This window comes from Pseudomonas sp. BSw22131 (genome assembly GCF_026810445.1).
GTDB classification, from domain to species: Bacteria; Pseudomonadota; Gammaproteobacteria; order Pseudomonadales; family Pseudomonadaceae; genus Aquipseudomonas; species Aquipseudomonas huanghezhanensis.
In genome coordinates this window covers 305,595-323,124 of the sequence record NZ_CP113949.1, presented here as the reverse complement: position 1 = coordinate 323,124, position 17,530 = coordinate 305,595, and the positions used below count along the sequence as shown (strand labels likewise).

Genomic DNA, 17,530 nt, shown 5'->3' with positions numbered 1-17,530 from the left:
TTTATGGCATTAAACGCGGTAACCGAGATGGGGCTGCCAGGCTCATAACCGCTCTGGCAGGCTGAAACCGCGCACTATTTTTCGCTTGAACGGATTGAAGGCACTGGCGGCGCGCAACTCAAAGGAAACCCGTGCGTCATCGACCCTCATGTGCAAATTGAAACGGTCGGGTGAACTGCCGGGCACCACTTCGGATTGATCAATCAGACGCCATAACGCCCATGGCCCCTCCAACGTCAGCGCTGAGCGCCCACTCGCAAGGGGGGGTGAAATAGAAACACGAACCGCGCCAATATTGCCGGGGTTTGGCCATTGCATGGCGACAGGACGAACAGGGCCGTGGTCGTAACTGATGCGTTGGCCATCAATGTCCAGAGACACCTGATTGATGGACGCATCCATCGCCAAGGGTTTGAGCTCCACGCGTACCAATGGCTGCATACCGCCGGCACGAAAGTACGCATCGCGAATCGCGGCGGCGCGCTGGAAGGTCTGAAGCACCGCTTCGTCGATTCCAAGCTTTTGATCCGCGCCCGGCTGCCAATGCCATGTTGCGGAAGAGGTATTTACGTAGGGCTCCAGATACTTCCGGAAATAGCTGTCCATTACCCCGCCCACACCGAAGAACAGGCCGAAATCATCCAGCGTTGCCTCCCGCGTGCTGGCCGAAGACACAGGGTATCGGCCCTTCAGTGATTGGCGGTAAACCTTCACCACCTCGCTGGTCCACGCCGCATTCAGTTGCTCGCGCACATCGCCCGCCAGGCTGTTGGTCGTGGATTTCACAACCTCGCCCACCAAGTCCCGAACCAGCGCCGGCTGACGCTCGGCGTTCAGACTGACGCGACTCGCAGCAGCGGTCGCCAGATGCTTCGCTTCGCCGAGCAGGGCATCGCCGCTGGCACCCACCATGGCGCTGACCTGTACGTAAAGCGCGTTAATGTCTGCCAAGAGGTCGTCAATGGCAGCCGGATCTTCACCCGTGCTGCTCAGCATTTCCTTCAGGTCCAGAAAGTACCGGCTGACAGGATCGACGTCCGCGACGACACGTTGGGCGCTGGCAGGTACTTGCTGACCCAGCATCGAAACGAGGCGCTGTTTGAGTGGGTCGACGTCCCCAGAAGCTTGATTGCCGTGCTCCCCAGGCAGTATGTCGGTTTGTTGCAGGTCGGTTTCTCTGGCAGTGGCGATCAGCAGTTTTTTCAATGGCGATCCGGAGCCGGAGAGCACGCGTAGCAGATCTGCCGCCTGAGCAACGCTGGTGATCGGCACAAAATCGATATCCGCCAGCAGTGCGTTCCAGTGCCGCAGGTAGTCCTCGAAATAAAGACGCTGCACCTCGGCCGCCACACTCGCAGCGCTCTGCTTGTCGCCAGGGTCGCGCCCCAATACCCAGTGTTCCTCGGCCAGAACCGATGCATGACTCAGGCTGGTTGCGAGAAAGCTGTTGCGATACCCCTTGACCGTGAAGAACCCGCTCAGGGATTCGCCCAGAGGCTTGCCGCTTTTGCGGGTAAACACCAAGGCGGCGTCGCGGCCTGCGGCGTCGGTCACTCTGAAGTCAGGCACGCCTTCAGGCAGCGGCTGACGTTTGATCCTGTCATAGACTCGCTGCGCGACAGGCATCTGACCCAGTTGCCGGCGCAGGTCCTGAATCAGTGGCGCATCCAGTCGGGCGCTGAGAGGGTGCTGCTCGAGCAATGCGTGCAGATGCCGCAACAGCGACTGCCGCTGATCCGCTGGCAAATCCGGAGGCAAACTCTGCTCCCAGTCCAGTTGCACCCACGCGTTGATGAAGTCAGGGTCGTAATGCTCGTTGTCGGTGAACATCACATACGCTTTCAGCCCCTCATATAAAAAGTCCGGAGTGCCCCCTGCGTGCAGCTGTTCTTCAATGCGCGCAATCAGGCGCGGCGCAAAGGTGGCTATCAGCAGCTTGCGGTAAACAGCCAGGCCCTCGCTCTCCAGCATCTCGCCTTGATACACGCCCAGGCCTTGGGCCCATCCGGGCGGATGACTGGCCAACTGACGGGCGTCATCCAGCAGAGGGAGCGCTGACAGAACGTCACGTTGAGCAGAAGTCAGTTGTGCAACACGCAAAGCCAGCGGCGCGATCCTCTCATCAACTTGCTCGATGTACGCCTGATTGGCCCGAAAGCTCACCCACCAAAGCGAAGTCACGAGCATCACGACAGCAACCGTCGCGGCCAATGCCCCACGAGCCAGCCAGATGCGCCGGCGCTCGATCTCTGGGCTGCAGCCGACCAGCGCGCGCTCTTTGAACGCAACGCCGGTGAACAGCTGTTCGATGAAGTAACTGCGCCCGGTTATGGTCTGCGGGGCCGAATGCTGACGGTCCAGATTCATGCTGCTTACCATGGCGCCGATCAGACCGTCCACGGGACTGCCATCTTGCGCAGCGCTGGTAAAGTACACGCCGCGTAGCAAGGCTCTGTCTTCAAAGGCATTGGGTTTGAACACTGCAGTCAGAAAGCTTTCCAGCGTGGGTTTGAGCGCAGCGAAATGTTGAGGGAACCCGTAGATCAACTCTCTTCGTGCGGGATCACGCTCTTGCTGCAAACGCTCGACCAGACGGGCATTCAGACGATGCTCAAGGCACGTGAATTCGTCGCCGAAGTCGGCCAGCGGGCCCTCGCTCTGCCGGGAGTCTGCCAGAGCAAACGTCATGCCCCAGACTTGCGCGCGCTCCTCTTTACTTAGCCCTTCGAAAAAAGCGACAAACCCTGGCAACAGATCCAGTTTTGTAAGCGTCACGTAGATTGGTACGCGCACGCCGAGCTGGCTGTACAGCTCTTGAATGCGTGCGCGAATTGCCGCCGCCTGAGCGACACGTTCTGCGTCGCGGCCCAAGAGCATGTCGGACACACTGATGGCAATGAACATGCCGTCGAGGGGGCGTCGCGAGCGCTTGCGTTTAAGTAGGTCCAACAAGCCCAGCCAGGCCGCTTTGTCGACGTGCGCATGGTTGTCCTGAGTCGTGTAACGCCCTACCGTATCCAGCAACACCGCCTGATCGGTAAACCACCAGTCACAGCTGCGTGTACCACCATGGCCTCGATCTGCTCCCTCCTCCCATTGCACAGCCAGAGGGAAGTCCAGCCCGGAATTGATCAGCGCGGCGGTCTTGCCGGCGCTCGGCGGTCCAATGAGGACATACCAAGGCAATGGGTACGATCTGCATTGCCTGTCACCGCCCAGCTGCATCTTTTTCAACGTCTGCTGTGCATGCGCCATGTGTTGGCGCAATCTCGCCAACTCACTGGCGATAGCCGCATTGACTGGATTCTCTGCCACCTCAGCCAGCCGACTGGACGCTTCTTGCGCAGCGCGCCGACGGCCTCGAACCAGACGCCACAACACGTAGACCATCCACATGCCCAACAGCAGGCAAATCAATGCCCACCGTCGCACATCCGGCACCAGCATCTGAAACAGCGGGCCGATGAACCAGATGATCAGGCTCAGCGCGATTAACCCAGTGACCGGCAACACCCACCGAACGAAAACTCCCCCAAACGCCCTCACTCGACCTCCTCCGCCATGACTGTGATTTCAACCCGTCGATTCTTCGCCCGTCCTGCCGAATTGTCGTTCGATGCAACAGGTTCGGTGTCGCTTCGGCCCTCTGAAGTGAAGCGATCCGGCTGACCGGTTTGCACCATGAGGATCTGTTGCACCTGAGATGCACGAGCTTGGGACAATGCCCAATTGGACGGAAACCTCGGACTGGAAATGGGATGGTTATCGCTGTGACCGGTAACGCGCACCTGGCCTTTCACCCGGCGAAGCGCCTGGGCGATTCGCTGCATCAGCGGCTGGAGTTCATCGATCACAGTGGCGCTGCCAGACACAAACATCTGGTCACCACGAAGCGTCACGACAGATCGCCCCGGCGTGTCTTGAACGCTGACGCGATTGGCTTTGATGTCGTCAGCTAGAAGGCCTGCCAACCTTGGCGATTCAATCATTTTCGGCTTTTCGGCACGCTCGAACGGCTGAAACGTCGATTCACCGAGCGCATGGATCCTGTCGAAAACCGCCTGTGCATCGGGCGCCAGCATCATGCGTAGACCCAACAGGAGCATCAGCAGAAACGCCAGTGCGGCGGCAAAACCTGCCCACGGAGCAGTCCCTCGAGACAGCCCTTGCCACACGATTGTGACGCCACGCCAACGCGGCGACAGCTCACGCTCGTGCTCACCCCGAGCGGTGCGAATGGCTGCGCTGGTGCGCTCACGCAATGCCTCGAGCTGACTGCGGCCATCGTTCATAACCCGATAACGACCTTCGAAGCCCAGGCACAAACACAGGTAAAGCAGCTCCATCAAGTGCAGGCGCTCATGCGGGCTCTGCAGGCAGTGATCGAGCAACTGAAAAATCTTTTCGCCGCCCCAGGCTTCGTTATGCACCGTGATCAGCAAGCTCTGCTTCGACCAGTCGCCAGCGCTGCCCCAAGGGGTACTCAACACCGCTTCATCAAGGGCAGAGCACAGGATGTAGCGCGCCAGCAGCACATCGTTGCGCACCACGCCGTTCGCCTGAGCCCGCTCTTCGAACTGGCGTAAATACGCCAGCAATTGGGCGCGCAAACTGGCCGGTGCCGCATGCGTAGACGTACTGCGCAAACGGGCGAGCAACGTCAGTAATGGCCCTGCTGCCGCCTCGATGGGATTGAGCCCCCATGCCCGACTTTCGAGCAACGGCGCAACCGGGAGCGACAGAGGCTCCATTGATTCAACAGGCCCCAGCGGCTCGGGCACACCGCCAATTGAGCGCCCCATGAACTGAGTGCCGCAAGGAGCGCCTGGCACCAAGGCCAACGGATCGTCTTTTATGTACATGGTGGCTTACCCTCGAATGGCCCAGAAAGCCAAGGTCAAGCCGGGAAAATCACCCGCCACGTGAAACGCAAAACCGCCCGAATGCTGCAGCTGCTTCCAGTGTTCGCTGCCTCGGTCGAGCTCGTAATAGGTCGCGCCCGCATGAAACGGAATCTGCCTGGGTGCAACCGGGAGCGGCACCAGACCAATCCCTGGAAGTTGCAGATTCACCAGATCCCGGATGTGCTCGACCGAACCAATCTTGATCTGCTGGGCGAAGCGCGCGCGCAATGTCTCGCCCGGCATATCGGCGCCGACCACGAGGACGAAACTGGCGATATCGATCAGTGTGTTGTCGGTCAGCATCGCGACATGAATGCCATAGGCTTTTTCAACGATGGCAAGCGCTGTCGCCTTGTTGTCGATCAGCATCGAGAGCGCCTCGCGCAACGCATGCATCAGCGGAGCAAAGCTCGACGCAAGATCATCGTGCCGGTAAGGGGTAAACGTGGAAGGCCGACGTTGCGAGTCGGCAAACGTCGCAAACTCACCGGCCAGACTGACTAACTCGCTATAGAAGCGCTCGGGATGCAGCGGGCTCACCTGACTCAGGTGATCGAGCAGTGGCTCGGCGCGATTGACCAGTTGCAGCAACATGAAATCGGATATCTCGGCGGCACCTCCCGCAGCGGACGCCACCACTCGACCCGCCAGCGCTTCGCCGCGCTGGTGCAGCAGCCCGAGCAATTCCGCGCGAAAGGTCGCCAGTGGCAGCGCAGCCGCAACGTCCAGCACCGGCGCAACATAGTCGTCATCCAGTACCACCGCCCGGTCAACACGCGTTTCTTTGATTCGCACCAGACCCAGTGCGGTGTAGTCACCCAACCCCTCGTCGGCGGCCAGCAAACGCAGCGCTCGACCGGCAGTCGCCATCGTTGTCCGGCTTTCGAAGGGCGCATTGTCGTCACGCACTTCGCGCACCTGGCTGATGAACCTGGCGCCCTCGAGCGGCTCACTCTGATCAACCGTGTCACGCAGGCCCACACGTTTGAGTGCAAGCGCCAGATAAACCATGCCGTCACGCAGCCCTTCACCAATGCTCAATGGGCTTGGCGCCAGGTCGTCGTGAGGAATATTGAACGGCGTGCCGTCAGGCAATAATCCGCGAGCAGACACGATTGCCAGTTTGCCTTGGGCCAGTAAACCGTGGTCCAGGCGTAACTCAGAGAAGCCCCAGGCCCCTGAGGAGAGTGGGCGACTGCGTGCGTCGATCAAGTTTTCGAGATACCGGTCATGCTGCTGAAAGTGCTGCGTTGCGATGAACATGCCTTCCGACCAGACCACACGATTGTTCCAGGACATTGAATTTTCCGCTTTTCTATTTGCAGGCTATTGGTCGAGGTTCAGCGCAGCGTCACTGCGTACACCGAGGGCATCGAGGTTGATCAAAAACGCGTTGGCCTGTTGGGGCAGCACGGTCAGTACCGTGCGCCACTGCGCGTTGTCTATATCGCGGTAAGCCACGGCGAGCCCGACATAGACGGTGTCGGGATGGAGGGTGCGGCCGATTATTTTTTGCTCACCGGGATGGATCAGCGCCTCGCCCTGATCAACGAGGTCCGCGTCGAGCACTGCCTGCGAGCGCTCGACCAGCGAGAAGTAATCGACACGCAGAAAGCTGGCGTCGTTTTTCAGCTCATAAATGCGCACCCGGACCGGCGCCGGCTCACCCGTAGAGCCCGGATTAACCCCGGCCTGGGCGACAAAGTGCAATGCGATGGACAGCGGCTGCGGACCCTCAGGCTCTGAGTCACTTGCACAAGAAGTCATCAGCAACACGGCGACCGCCATCAGTAGGAATCTACGAAACATCTTTGATCCTCATGACCTGCCAACAGTGGGCAGTGACTGGATTGGGTAGCGCATTGCGAGCGGTGTGACCCGACGCGGCACTTGTTACGGGCGCAGGCGGGCGGAAAGCATGTAACTCCACCGGCACATGATCGGATCGCGTCGCCACCGGAATATTGACCGGCGACAAGAAATCGAAGAGTTCATCGAAAGTACAAGCCTCAGCCATAGTCGAAACGGGCACATTTAATAACGACCTGCTGTCAGGGCATCGCCTGCGGATAGTGGCACTTATCGCGCCGGCAGGTTCGGCGCTTGCACGCGCCATTAACTTTCCATCATTCGGATATTTGATGACGTAATGTTTCGGAGAAACTAACTGCTGCGGACCGCTCAATACCCGATCACTATCGGACCTGCATCTTGTTTTCATACATTCCTTACTCACGACTGACTCAGGCTCCAGGCCTGACGCCATCCTGTGATAACTGAAGAGGATCAAACAGCGTGGCGTCCGCCCGTAGCTCTGGCGCGAAGCCCCTTTAAATCTGGCTATTAGCTCCTGAAACGCACGCCGCACCTCGTTTGATACGTCGAAAAATTCTTCGTAAGCCTTAAATCACCCAAGACCTGACTCTTTAAAAACTACGCGCAAGAGAGATATTTCTTACAGCCTGAATGGTTAATACACACAAGTTATTCATACATTGGCGCCGCCCTGCGAGTTACATAGCTTACCTTGACATTGAGCCGACACTACAACAAAAATGCGCAACTTCCCGACATAGCGCCCAATAAGCGCACTTTATAACCTACATATGTAAGACCACTACAAATTACTTGTAGGAATTTTCCACTCATGCAAGTAGGTTACTTCTCACCGAATAAGGAAATTAGTTTTGGTGGATGTTTCATTGTTACTTTCTCCAGTTTCTGAAAGTTTTCCGTGCGGTGAAGATTTAGAGTACGACGCTGATTTTTTACAGCTGGAACGCGACGCCGCGGGTAAACCAGAACGCGCCATGGGCGACTCGGTACAGCCTGCACAACCCCCTCAATGGCAACTCGTTCGGCAAACGAGCGTTGCACTGCTCAAGCGCAGCAAAGACCTGCGCGTCGCGCACCGTCTTCTGCAAAGTCACCTTGCGCTGGAAGGCATCCCTGGCCTGGCAGTCGGCTTGCTGCTGGTTTACGAGTTGCTTTGCCGCTACTGGCCAGTGCTGCATCCACAGCTGGATTGCGATGACCAAGACGACCCGACCATCCGCATCAATGCCCTGAGCGCCATCGCCTGCGACACAACCCTTCGCCTGCTCGGCGCAAGCCTACTGATCCGCTCTCCGGTCTTTGGATCGGTCAGCCTGCGTGCCGCGATGAACGCAAGCGGACTGCAAAGCTTCAGCGATCAAACGCTCTCGGGCGACGAGCTCGCGGCTGCGTTGCGCAGTAGCGATCCACAGGCATTACGCGATATGCATTTCGCTCTGAGCGAGTCCCAGCGAAGGGCGGCGGCCATCGAGGCATGCGTCTCTGAACACGTGAGCTCGGCGCACGGAGTGGATCTGTCAGCTTTGAAGACGGCTCTGAAGCACGCTCTGAGCATCCTCGGTGACGTGGTTCCCCAGCACGCCAGTGGACGTAGTGCGCATCCGGTGGAGATCGCCGCCGAGACGCTTGTTTCGACGCTGAACACGCCGAGTGCCCCAGTGGATATTGCCAACCGCACAGACGTATTGCGCTGCCTCGACAGTGTCCTCAGGTACTACGGCCAACACGAGCCTTCCAGCCCTCTGCCGGTATTGCTGAACCGTGCGAAATCATTGGTGCACGCCGATTTCGCCGCCGTCGTGCGCAACCTCATTCCAGACGGCACCTCCCAACTCGAAAACCTGCGCGGACCGCAAAGTGATTAGCACTGCCTGAGCGCCAGGCCTTAAAAGCAGGCGCCCACTCACTTTCATCCGCAAACCCGATCACCCCACCGTCGCAACCGCGACCAGGAAGAGCAACGTGGCGAACACCAGTTCTCAGAAATTCATTGCGCGCAACCGGGCCCCACGGGTTCAGATCGAGTACGACGTCGAACTGTACGGCGCAGAAAAAAAGATCCAGCTCCCGTTTGTGATGGGGGTCATGGCAGACCTTGCAGGTAAACCCTGCGAACCGTTGCCGGCCGTGGCTGATCGCAAATACCTTGAAATCGATGTCGATAATTTCGACTCACGCCTCAAGGCCATGCAGCCGCGCGTGGCGTTTCACGTGCCCAACGAGCTGACCGGCGACGGCAATCTGAGCCTCGATATCACCTTTGAAAGCATGGACGACTTCAGCCCGGCGGCCGTCGCCCGCAAGGTCGATTCACTCAACCAATTGCTGGAAGCACGTACCCAACTGGCGAACCTGCTGACCTACATGGACGGCAAGACCGGCGCTGAAGAAATCATCATGAAGGCGATCAAAGACCCGGCGTTGCTGCAGGCATTGGCGAGCGCTCCCAAGCCTCAAGACCCTGAGCCGATGGCCTGACAGGACAGATGAACATGACCCAATCGATGCAGGAAAGTCAGGCTCAGCCGGGCACTATCGAGGACACCAGCGCGTTCGCGACGTTGCTGATGCAAGAATTCAAACCAAAAACCGAACGGGCCCGGGAGGCTGTGGAATCAGCCGTTCGCACGCTCGCCGAACAAGCCTTGGCGCAGACCGTATTGGTCTCGAACGATGCGATCAGCTCCATCGAATCAATCATCGCTGCCATCGACGCCAAGCTGACTGCTCAGGTGAATCTGGTCATTCATCACCCGCAATTCCAGCAACTGGAAAGCGCTTGGCGCGGATTGCATTACCTGGTCAACAACACCGAAAGCGACGAGCAGCTAAAGATTCGGGTGCTGAATATTTCTAAGCCCGAGCTGCACAAAACGCTGAAGAAGTTCAAAGGCACGGCGTGGGATCAAAGCCCGCTGTTCAAGAAGATGTACGAGGAAGAATACGGTCAGTTTGGCGGCGAACCCTACGGCTGTCTGGTTGGCGATTACTACTTCGATCAGTCGCCTCCAGACGTTGAACTGCTCGGGGAATTGTCCAGGGTCTGCGCGGCTATGCATGCTCCCTTCATCGCGGCTGCTTCGCCAACCGTGATGGGGATGGGCTCGTGGCAGGAGCTATCAAACCCGCGGGATCTGACCAAGATTTTCACTACCCCCGAATACGCGGGATGGCGCTCTCTGCGTGAATCGGAAGACTCTCGCTACATCGGCCTGACCATGCCGCGCTTTCTGGCGCGTCTGCCCTATGGCGCAAAAACCGACCCGGTGGAAGCGTTCGCTTTCGAAGAAGACACCGACGGCGCGGACAGCAAAAAATATACGTGGGCGAATGCGGCATACGCCATGGCGGTCAACATCAACCGCTCGTTCAAACACTACGGTTGGTGCTCGCGAATCCGCGGGGTCGAGTCAGGCGGCGAAGTGCAAAACCTCCCCGCTCACACCTTCCCCACCGATGACGGCGGTGTGGACATGAAGTGCCCAACCGAAATTGCGATTTCGGACCGCCGCGAAGCCGAACTCGCGAAAAACGGCTTCATGCCCTTGCTGCACAAGAAGAACACTGATTTCGCCGCGTTCATCGGCGCCCAGTCGCTGCAGAAACCTGCCGAATACGACGACCCGGATGCCACCGCCAACGCCAACCTGGCCGCGCGTCTGCCGTATCTGTTCGCCACCTGCCGTTTCGCCCATTACCTCAAATGCATCGTGCGCGACAAAGTCGGCTCCTTCAAAGAGAAGGATGAGATGCAGCGCTGGCTGCAGGACTGGATTCTCAATTACGTCGATGGCGATCCGACGCACTCCACCGAAATCAGCAAAGCCCAGCACCCGTTGGCCGCTGCCGAAGTGGTGGTCGAGGACATCGAGGGCAACCCCGGTTACTACCAATCGAAGTTTTTCCTGCGGCCGCACTACCAGCTCGAAGGCCTGACGGTGTCCTTGCGACTCGTCTCCAAACTGCCTTCTGCGAAAAGCGCCTGACCCTGACTTGAAACACCCCGCACTAACTGCGGTTCTGAAAAACCCTCGTGGCACACGCCACACTAGGAGCACACATGGCTGTTGATATTTTCATCAAGATTGGCGACATCAAAGGCGAGTCCATGGACACCGCCCACAAAGATGAAATCGACGTTTTGAGCTGGAACTGGGGCATGACCCAGTCAGGGAACATGCACGCGGGCGGCGGAGGCGGCGCTGGCAAGGTTGATGTTCGGGATCTGTCGATCATCAAGCACATCGATAAGGCCACTCCCAACCTGATGATGCATTGCTCCAGCGGCAAGCACATCGACAAGGTTGTCCTGACCGTGCGCAAGGCCGGCGGTGAAAACCAGGTCGAATACATGGTCATCACACTTGAAGAAGTGCTGATCACTTCGCTGGATACCGGCGGATCGAGTACCGAGGATCGCTTCACAGAGCACCTGACACTCAACTTCGCTCAGGTCATGGTCGACTACCAACCACAAAAAGCCGACGGCACCAAAGAAGGCGGCCCGATCAAGTACGGCTGGAACATCCGCACTAACACCAAGCGCTGATGGCTGCGCCCTCTCCGGCAGCGGTCGAGGGCGTTTTCGGAAACACCCCTGCGGAGCGAGCACGTTGCTGACCCGTTTTAATACGTGCGGTCCTGATGATCGGGATCAAAACACGGCCTTCTGGCAAACCGACCGGTGACCGCCCTGACTTCCCGCGAACGCTTGCAGCCCTCGCTGCTGGACCGTTTGACCGACCAGGAGCCGGGCAACCCTCATGACAGCCCCGACACACGCATGCTCTCGCTGACCCGGCTCAAGTCCTCGGTCCTGCGTGATCTGGCGTGGTTGCTCAATGCGACGTCGTTGCTGGATACAGCCACGAAGCGCCAAACGCCCGCCGACCATTCCGTCATCAACTTCGGTCTGCCGCCCCTTGCCGGGCACAGCCTTTACAGTGTTGAAGTCCCAGTGCTTGAAAAGCTCATTCATCAGGCAATCATCACGTACGAGCCGCGCATTCTGGCGGCCACCTTACGCGTGCGGGCAGAGACTTCATCCGATCAAATCACTTTCAACGTATTGGGTTTCGAGATTGCCGGCGACTTGTGGGCGCAGCCAATGGTGCTCCCACTGTTGCTGCGCACCGAGCTCGATCTTGAGTCCGGACACATGCAGGTCATCCCAGCCGGGAACCGGACACGAGCATGAACCCAAAACTGCTTGATCTTTACAACCAGGAACTGCAACACGTGCGCGAAAACGCTGCGGAGTTCGCCAAAGAGTTTCCGAAGATTGCCGGTCGCCTGACGCTGTCCGGAATCGATTGCGCCGATCCCTACGTTGAGCGCTTGCTCGAAGGCTTCGCGTATCTCACTGCTCGCGTTCAGCTCAAGCTGGATGCGCAATACCCGGTCTTCACCCATAACCTGCTGGAAATCGCCTACCCGCATTACCTCGCGCCGACGCCCTCGATGACCGTCGTGCAGCTGCAAATCGATCACGACGAAGGCTCGCTCGTCAGCGGCTTTACCTTGTCGCGTGGCAGCCGATTACGCGCCAGCCTGAGCCGCGATCTGGCGACTACATGTGAATTTCGCACCGCACATGCCGTGACGCTTTGGCCGGTGACCGTCAGCCACGCGCAATACATTGGCAATCCGCAGGCGCTCTGGGGGCAGCTCGCCGCCAGCGAACCCAGGGCCAAAGCGGGGCTGCGCATCACGTTGCGCACCGGCGCCGGCGTGCCATTCAACAGGCTGAACCTGAGCAACCTGCCGCTTTACCTCAACGGTGCAGATGAGCAGCCGTTTCGGCTGTATGAGCATTTGATGGGAAATGTTTGCGCAGTATTTGCCCGCCAGCCCGGCGATACATGGGCCGAGCGCCTGCCGCATGACTCGCTCAAACCCTGTGGCTTCGATGACCGCGAGACCGCGTTACCCGCGGTCCCGCAGGCCTTCCAGGGTTATCGACTGCTGCAAGAGTACTTTGCGCTGCCGCAACGCTATCTGTTCGTCGATATCACCCATTTGTCTGGCGCAGTAAAGCGCTGCACAGGTCAGGAACTGGAACTGTTGGTGCTGTTTGACCGGGTCGATCCAAGCCTGGAAAACAATGTGGGCGCAGAGCATTTCGCGTTGTTCTGCACACCGGCGATCAACCTGTTCCCGATGCGTGCGGACCGCATTCATCTCAGCGATCGGGTCAACGAGCACCACATCATCGCCGACCGCACACGCCCCACGGATTTCGAAGTGCATTCCTTGTCCGGTGTCACAGGGCACAGCGCTGGACCCGAACAAGACTTCCTGCCGTTCTACGCCGTGCGCGAGCCCTCTCGCTACGGGAAGGGAAACGCTTTCTACACCGTGCGCCGAGAGCCGCGTGTGCTTTCCAGCGAACAACGCCGCAGTGGTACGCGCTCGACTTACGTCGGCAGCGAAACATTCATCAGTCTGGTTGACAGTCAGCAGGCGCCGTATCGCCAGACATTGCGTCAACTGGGCGTGCAAGCACTGTGTACCAACCGCGACCTGCCGCTGTTCATGAGCGTGGGCAGCGGCGCGACAGACTTCACGCTCTGCGACGGCGCGCCCGTCAGGGCCGTGCGCTGTTTGGCGGGCCCGAGTCGACCACACGCCAGCCGCGCTCACGACGGAAGCGCGTGGCGGTTGATCAGCCAGTTATCGCTGAACTACCTGTCGCTGAGCGAGAAGGGGCAAGGCGCCGCCGCGTTGCGAGAACTGCTGCGTCTATACGGCGACGACAACGACCCGGTGATGGCGCTGCAAATCGAGGGGTTGCTGGATGTCAGCAGCAAGCCTTGCACACGCAGACTGCCCATGCCCGGGCCGATTGCGTTCGGTCGAGGCCTGGAGATCACGCTGACATTCGATGAAAACGCGTTTCGCGGCACCGGCGTGTTTCTTCTCGGCGCCGTGTTCGAGCGATTTCTGGCGCGTTATGTATCGATCAACAGTTTCACCGAAACCATCATTCGCACGACCGAACGCGGCGAGATCATGCGTTGGCGAGCCCAACCCGGCCGGCGGCCTACGCTGTGAGTGCGCTCAACGTCATGCAGGATCAGCCCTGGAAATATGATTTTTTTCAGGCGATGCGGCTGATCGAATGTGAAGCACCGCACATGCCGCGTCTGGGACATTCGTTGCGCCTGGCTGACGACGCTTTGCGCCTGGGGCAACAACTGGAATGCGCGTTCGCACCCTCGACATTGGCCTCAGTGGCGCCCGCACATGACGACGTGCCGGCGCGGCTTGAGCAGTTCTTCTTCGGCCTGGGCGGCCCCAATGGTCCCCTGCCGCTGCACATCACCGAGTACCTGCGCGACCGGCAGCGCAACAACGGCGACAGCGCCGGCAAACGCTTTCTGGACGTGTTCCACCATCGCCTGTTGAGTCTGTTCTACCGCACCTGGGCCGACGCTCGGCCAACGGTCAGCCATGACCGGCCTGACGATGATTACTGGGCAGCAAGGCTTGCCGCCTTCAGTGGTCGGGGAATGTCGAGTCTGCTTGATCAAGGGTTGATCCGCGGAATCGCCAAGCTGCATTTCAGCGGTCATATGGCCGCGCAGACCCGCTACCCCGATGGTTTGAAAGCCATTCTCAGTGACTATTTCGGGGTCGCCGTCGATATTCAGGAGTACGTCGGCCAGTGGCTTGGACTGCCGGAACTCAGCCGCATCGGGATCAACGCCCACCGACTGGGAATTGACCTGTGCGTGGGCCAGCATGTCTGGGATCGACAGCATGCGTTTCGTATCCGCCTAGGCCCGCTCACGCTCGATGAATACATGGGCATGGTGCCAGACAGCGAGCCCTTTCAGCACTTGGCGGCGTGGGTCGCGGAGTACATCGGGTACGAGTTGGACTGGGACGTCAACCTGGTACTGCTGCAACGCGAAATCCCGGCTTTCAAACTTAACGGCGCATCACGCCTGGGTTTCAACACGTGGCTTGGCCGGCCATCAGCGGACGCTGACGATCTGATCGTTTCCCACCAGAGCGCTGTGCAAGCAACGTCTTCCATAACCACCCCACCGTCACAGGCAAGGAGCACAGAACATGAGTGAAATCAGTCGCGCAACGCTGTTCGGCAAACTCAACAGCATCGGCTACAAAGCCATGGAAGCGGCGACTGTGTTCTGCAAGCTCCGGGGCAACCCCTACGTGGAGCTGTCGCACTGGCTGCACCAGTTTCTGCAAATGCCAGATTCGGACTTGCACCGGATCATTCGCCAGTTCGACCTGGACCCGGCACGACTTGCGCAAGACCTGACCCACTCCCTCGACCGGCTGCCCAGAGGTTCGACATCGATCACGGACTTGTCCGCCCACGTCGAGGAAACAGTCGAGCGTGGCTGGGTCTATGCCAGCCTGATGTTTGGCGCCGAGCAGGTGCGCAGTGGTCATTTGCTGATCGGAATGCTCAAGACCCCGAACTTGCGAAGGGCGCTGTTGGGCGTGTCTTCGCAGTTTGAAAAAGTTGACGTAGAAACTCTGAGCGAGCGATTGGGCGAGCACCTGGGCGACTCACCCGAAAACGGATTACGCCCCAGCGCGGCTGTCAGCGCTGGCGCAGTCCCCGGCGATGCCAGCGGCGCGATGAGCCCCAGCGCCATGGGCAAACAGGAAGCGCTCAAGCGCTACACCGTCGACATCACAGAGCAGGCGCGCAACGGCACGCTTGACCCCATCATTGGTCGGGACGAAGAGATCCGCCAGATGGTCGACATTCTCATGCGTCGGCGGCAAAACAATCCGATTCTTACCGGTGAAGCCGGCGTTGGTAAAACTGCCGTAGTCGAAGGTTTTGCCCTGCGTATCGTTGCCGGTGACGTGCCGCCCGCCTTGAAAGACATCGAACTGCGCAGCCTGGACATCGGCTTGCTGCAAGCCGGGGCAAGCATGAAAGGCGAGTTCGAGCAGCGCCTGCGCCAGGTCATCGAAGACGTTCAGGCATCTCCCAGGCCCATCGTCCTGTTCATCGACGAAGCGCACACCCTCGTAGGCGCAGGCGGCGCCGCAGGGACTGGCGATGCCGCAAACCTGCTCAAACCTGCGCTGGCCCGCGGCACCTTGCGCACCATCGCTGCAACAACGTGGGCGGAGTACAAGAAGCACATCGAAAAAGACCCCGCCCTCACCCGCCGCTTTCAAGTGGTCCAGGTCAAAGAGCCAGCCGAAGAAACTGCCTTGCTGATGATGCGGGGCATGGCAGCAACCATGGAAAAGCACCACCAGGTGCAGATCCTCGATGAGGCGCTGGAAGCCTGCGTCAAGCTGTCAAATCGCTACATCCCCGCGCGTCAGTTACCAGACAAATCAATCAGCCTGCTGGACACCGCATGCGCGCGCGTCGCGGTCAGCCTGCACGCTGTGCCGGCTCAGGTTGATGACAGTCGACGGCGCATCGAAGCGCTGCAGACCGAACTGCGCATCATCGTCCGGGAAGCGTCCTTTGGCGTGTCAGTCGGGATACGGCAAACCCGTGCCCAACAGCAACTGGACGAGGAACAGCAACGGCTCGCAGGTCTGGAAATCCGCTGGCAAGACGAGAAAGCGCTGGTCGATCAACTGCTGCAACTGCGGGTACAGCTCGCAGAAACAACCAGTACAGACGAAGACGCCGAAAATCTTCAAAACGCCCAGCGCGAACAGTTGAGCGAACTGCAGCAGCGCCTTGGCGCATTACAGGATGAAAACCCGCTGATCCTGCCGACCGTGGACTACCAGGCTGTCGCCTCGGTGGTTGCAGACTGGACCGGCATTCCGGTAGGACGTATGGCGCGCAACGAACTGCACACCGTGCTCAACCTGGCTCAGCAGTTGAAGACCCGCATCATCGGCCAGGATCACGCACTGGAGATGATTGCCAGCCGCATCCAGACCTCACGCGCAGGGCTCGACAATCCGCACAAGCCGGTCGGTGTGTTTTTGCTCGCGGGCACTTCAGGGGTGGGCAAGACCGAAACCGCACTCGCGCTGGCTGAAGCGCTGTACGGCGGCGAACAGAATGTCATCACCCTCAACATGAGCGAGTTTCAGGAAGCTCATAGCGTTTCTACGCTCAAGGGGGCACCACCTGGCTACATTGGCTACGGCGAAGGCGGCTTGCTGACCGAAGCCGTCCGGCGTAAACCCTACAGCGTGGTGCTGTTGGACGAGGTGGAAAAAGCTCACCCGGATGTGCACGAAATCTTCTTTCAGGTGTTCGACAAAGGCGTCATGGAGGACGGCGAAGGCCGCGTGATCGACTTCAGGAATACTTTGATTCTGCTGACCACCAATGTTGGCACCGAGCTGATTTCCGGCCTCTGCAAAAACGCGCACAACCTGCCTGACGCCGGGTACATTGCCAAGGCACTGCGCGAACCCTTGTTGCAGGTTTTCCCGCCTGCATTACTCGGTCGGTTAGTGACAATCGCGTACTACCCGTTAAGCGACGCAATGCTTCACACCATCACTCGCCTGCAACTGGAGCGGGTGAAGAAGCGTGTCACGCAGACCCACAATGTGGCATTCGGGTACGACGACGCGGTGATCGCATTGATCGTCTCGCGCTGCACCGAAACCGAAAGCGGTGGGCGAATGATCGACTCCCTTCTGACCAACACCCTGCTGCCAGCCATGAGCCGGGAGTTTCTCAACCGAATGCTCGACGCAAAGCCGATGACGAGCGTGCACATCGCCTGTCGGGAGGGCGAGTTCGAGTACCGGTTCGGCAATACGGATGACAGTGACAGCGCACCCTCGACTTTCAGGACTTCGGAATAATC

Annotated in this window: 12 protein-coding genes; 8 read left to right on the top strand and 4 right to left on the bottom strand. The window is 59.1% G+C overall.

The window, feature by feature from the left end:
* Positions 1–42 precede the first annotated feature (42 nt).
* The 4 genes from tssM to tssJ are packed head-to-tail and all read right to left on the bottom strand — an operon-like array spanning position 43 to position 6,713.
* On the bottom strand, positions 43–3,546 hold the full coding sequence (tssM, locus tag OYW20_RS01370) for a type VI secretion system membrane subunit TssM (RefSeq protein ID WP_268798953.1): 3,504 nt from the start codon (positions 3,544–3,546) through the stop codon (positions 43–45).
* The gene (locus OYW20_RS01365) at positions 3,543–4,862 is read right to left on the bottom strand and encodes a DotU family type VI secretion system protein (RefSeq protein WP_408005450.1); all 1,320 of its coding nucleotides are present in this window, start codon (positions 4,860–4,862) and stop codon (positions 3,543–3,545) included. Before OYW20_RS01365 ends, tssM begins: the two co-directional genes overlap by 4 nt.
* Before the next feature lie 6 nt (positions 4,863–4,868).
* Positions 4,869–6,203 (bottom strand): type VI secretion system baseplate subunit TssK, encoded by a 1,335-nt coding sequence (gene tssK / locus OYW20_RS01360; protein ID WP_268798952.1) that lies wholly within the window; start codon positions 6,201–6,203, stop codon positions 4,869–4,871.
* 27 nt (positions 6,204–6,230) lie between these two features.
* The gene (gene tssJ, locus OYW20_RS01355) at positions 6,231–6,713 is read right to left on the bottom strand and encodes a type VI secretion system lipoprotein TssJ (RefSeq protein WP_268798951.1); all 483 of its coding nucleotides are present in this window, start codon (positions 6,711–6,713) and stop codon (positions 6,231–6,233) included.
* An 881-nt stretch (positions 6,714–7,594) separates the two neighbouring features.
* On the opposite strand from tssJ, the gene tssA reads away from it, so the two are divergent.
* From tssA to tssH, 8 genes are all read left to right on the top strand, one after another.
* Complete coding sequence (gene tssA, locus OYW20_RS01350; protein ID WP_268801247.1) at positions 7,595–8,605, top strand: type VI secretion system protein TssA; 1,011 nt, start codon at positions 7,595–7,597, stop codon at positions 8,603–8,605.
* A gap of 97 nt (positions 8,606–8,702) precedes the next feature.
* On the top strand, positions 8,703–9,218 hold the full coding sequence (gene tssB / locus OYW20_RS01345; RefSeq protein ID WP_268798950.1) for a type VI secretion system contractile sheath small subunit: 516 nt from the start codon (positions 8,703–8,705) through the stop codon (positions 9,216–9,218).
* A 14-nt stretch (positions 9,219–9,232) separates the two neighbouring features.
* Positions 9,233–10,726, top strand: a complete 1,494-nt coding sequence (gene tssC / locus OYW20_RS01340) for a type VI secretion system contractile sheath large subunit (protein WP_268798949.1) — start codon at positions 9,233–9,235, stop codon at positions 10,724–10,726.
* A 74-nt stretch (positions 10,727–10,800) separates the two neighbouring features.
* The gene (locus OYW20_RS01335; protein ID WP_268798948.1) at positions 10,801–11,289 is read left to right on the top strand and encodes an Hcp family type VI secretion system effector; all 489 of its coding nucleotides are present in this window, start codon (positions 10,801–10,803) and stop codon (positions 11,287–11,289) included.
* A gap of 135 nt (positions 11,290–11,424) precedes the next feature.
* Positions 11,425–11,937: a type VI secretion system baseplate subunit TssE gene (tssE, locus tag OYW20_RS01330; protein ID WP_268798947.1), complete on the top strand. Its 513-nt coding sequence runs from the start codon at positions 11,425–11,427 to the stop codon at positions 11,935–11,937.
* Complete coding sequence (tssF, locus tag OYW20_RS01325) at positions 11,934–13,793, top strand: type VI secretion system baseplate subunit TssF (protein WP_268798946.1); 1,860 nt, start codon at positions 11,934–11,936, stop codon at positions 13,791–13,793. Before tssE ends, tssF begins: the two co-directional genes overlap by 4 nt.
* Positions 13,757–14,824, top strand: coding sequence for a type VI secretion system baseplate subunit TssG (gene tssG / locus OYW20_RS01320; protein ID WP_408005449.1), 1,068 nt, complete (start codon positions 13,757–13,759; stop codon positions 14,822–14,824). Before tssF ends, tssG begins: the two co-directional genes overlap by 37 nt.
* Complete coding sequence (gene tssH / locus OYW20_RS01315; RefSeq protein WP_268798945.1) at positions 14,817–17,528, top strand: type VI secretion system ATPase TssH; 2,712 nt, start codon at positions 14,817–14,819, stop codon at positions 17,526–17,528. The genes tssG and tssH overlap by 8 nt, the downstream gene beginning before the upstream one ends.
* Positions 17,529–17,530: the final 2 nt, after the last annotated feature.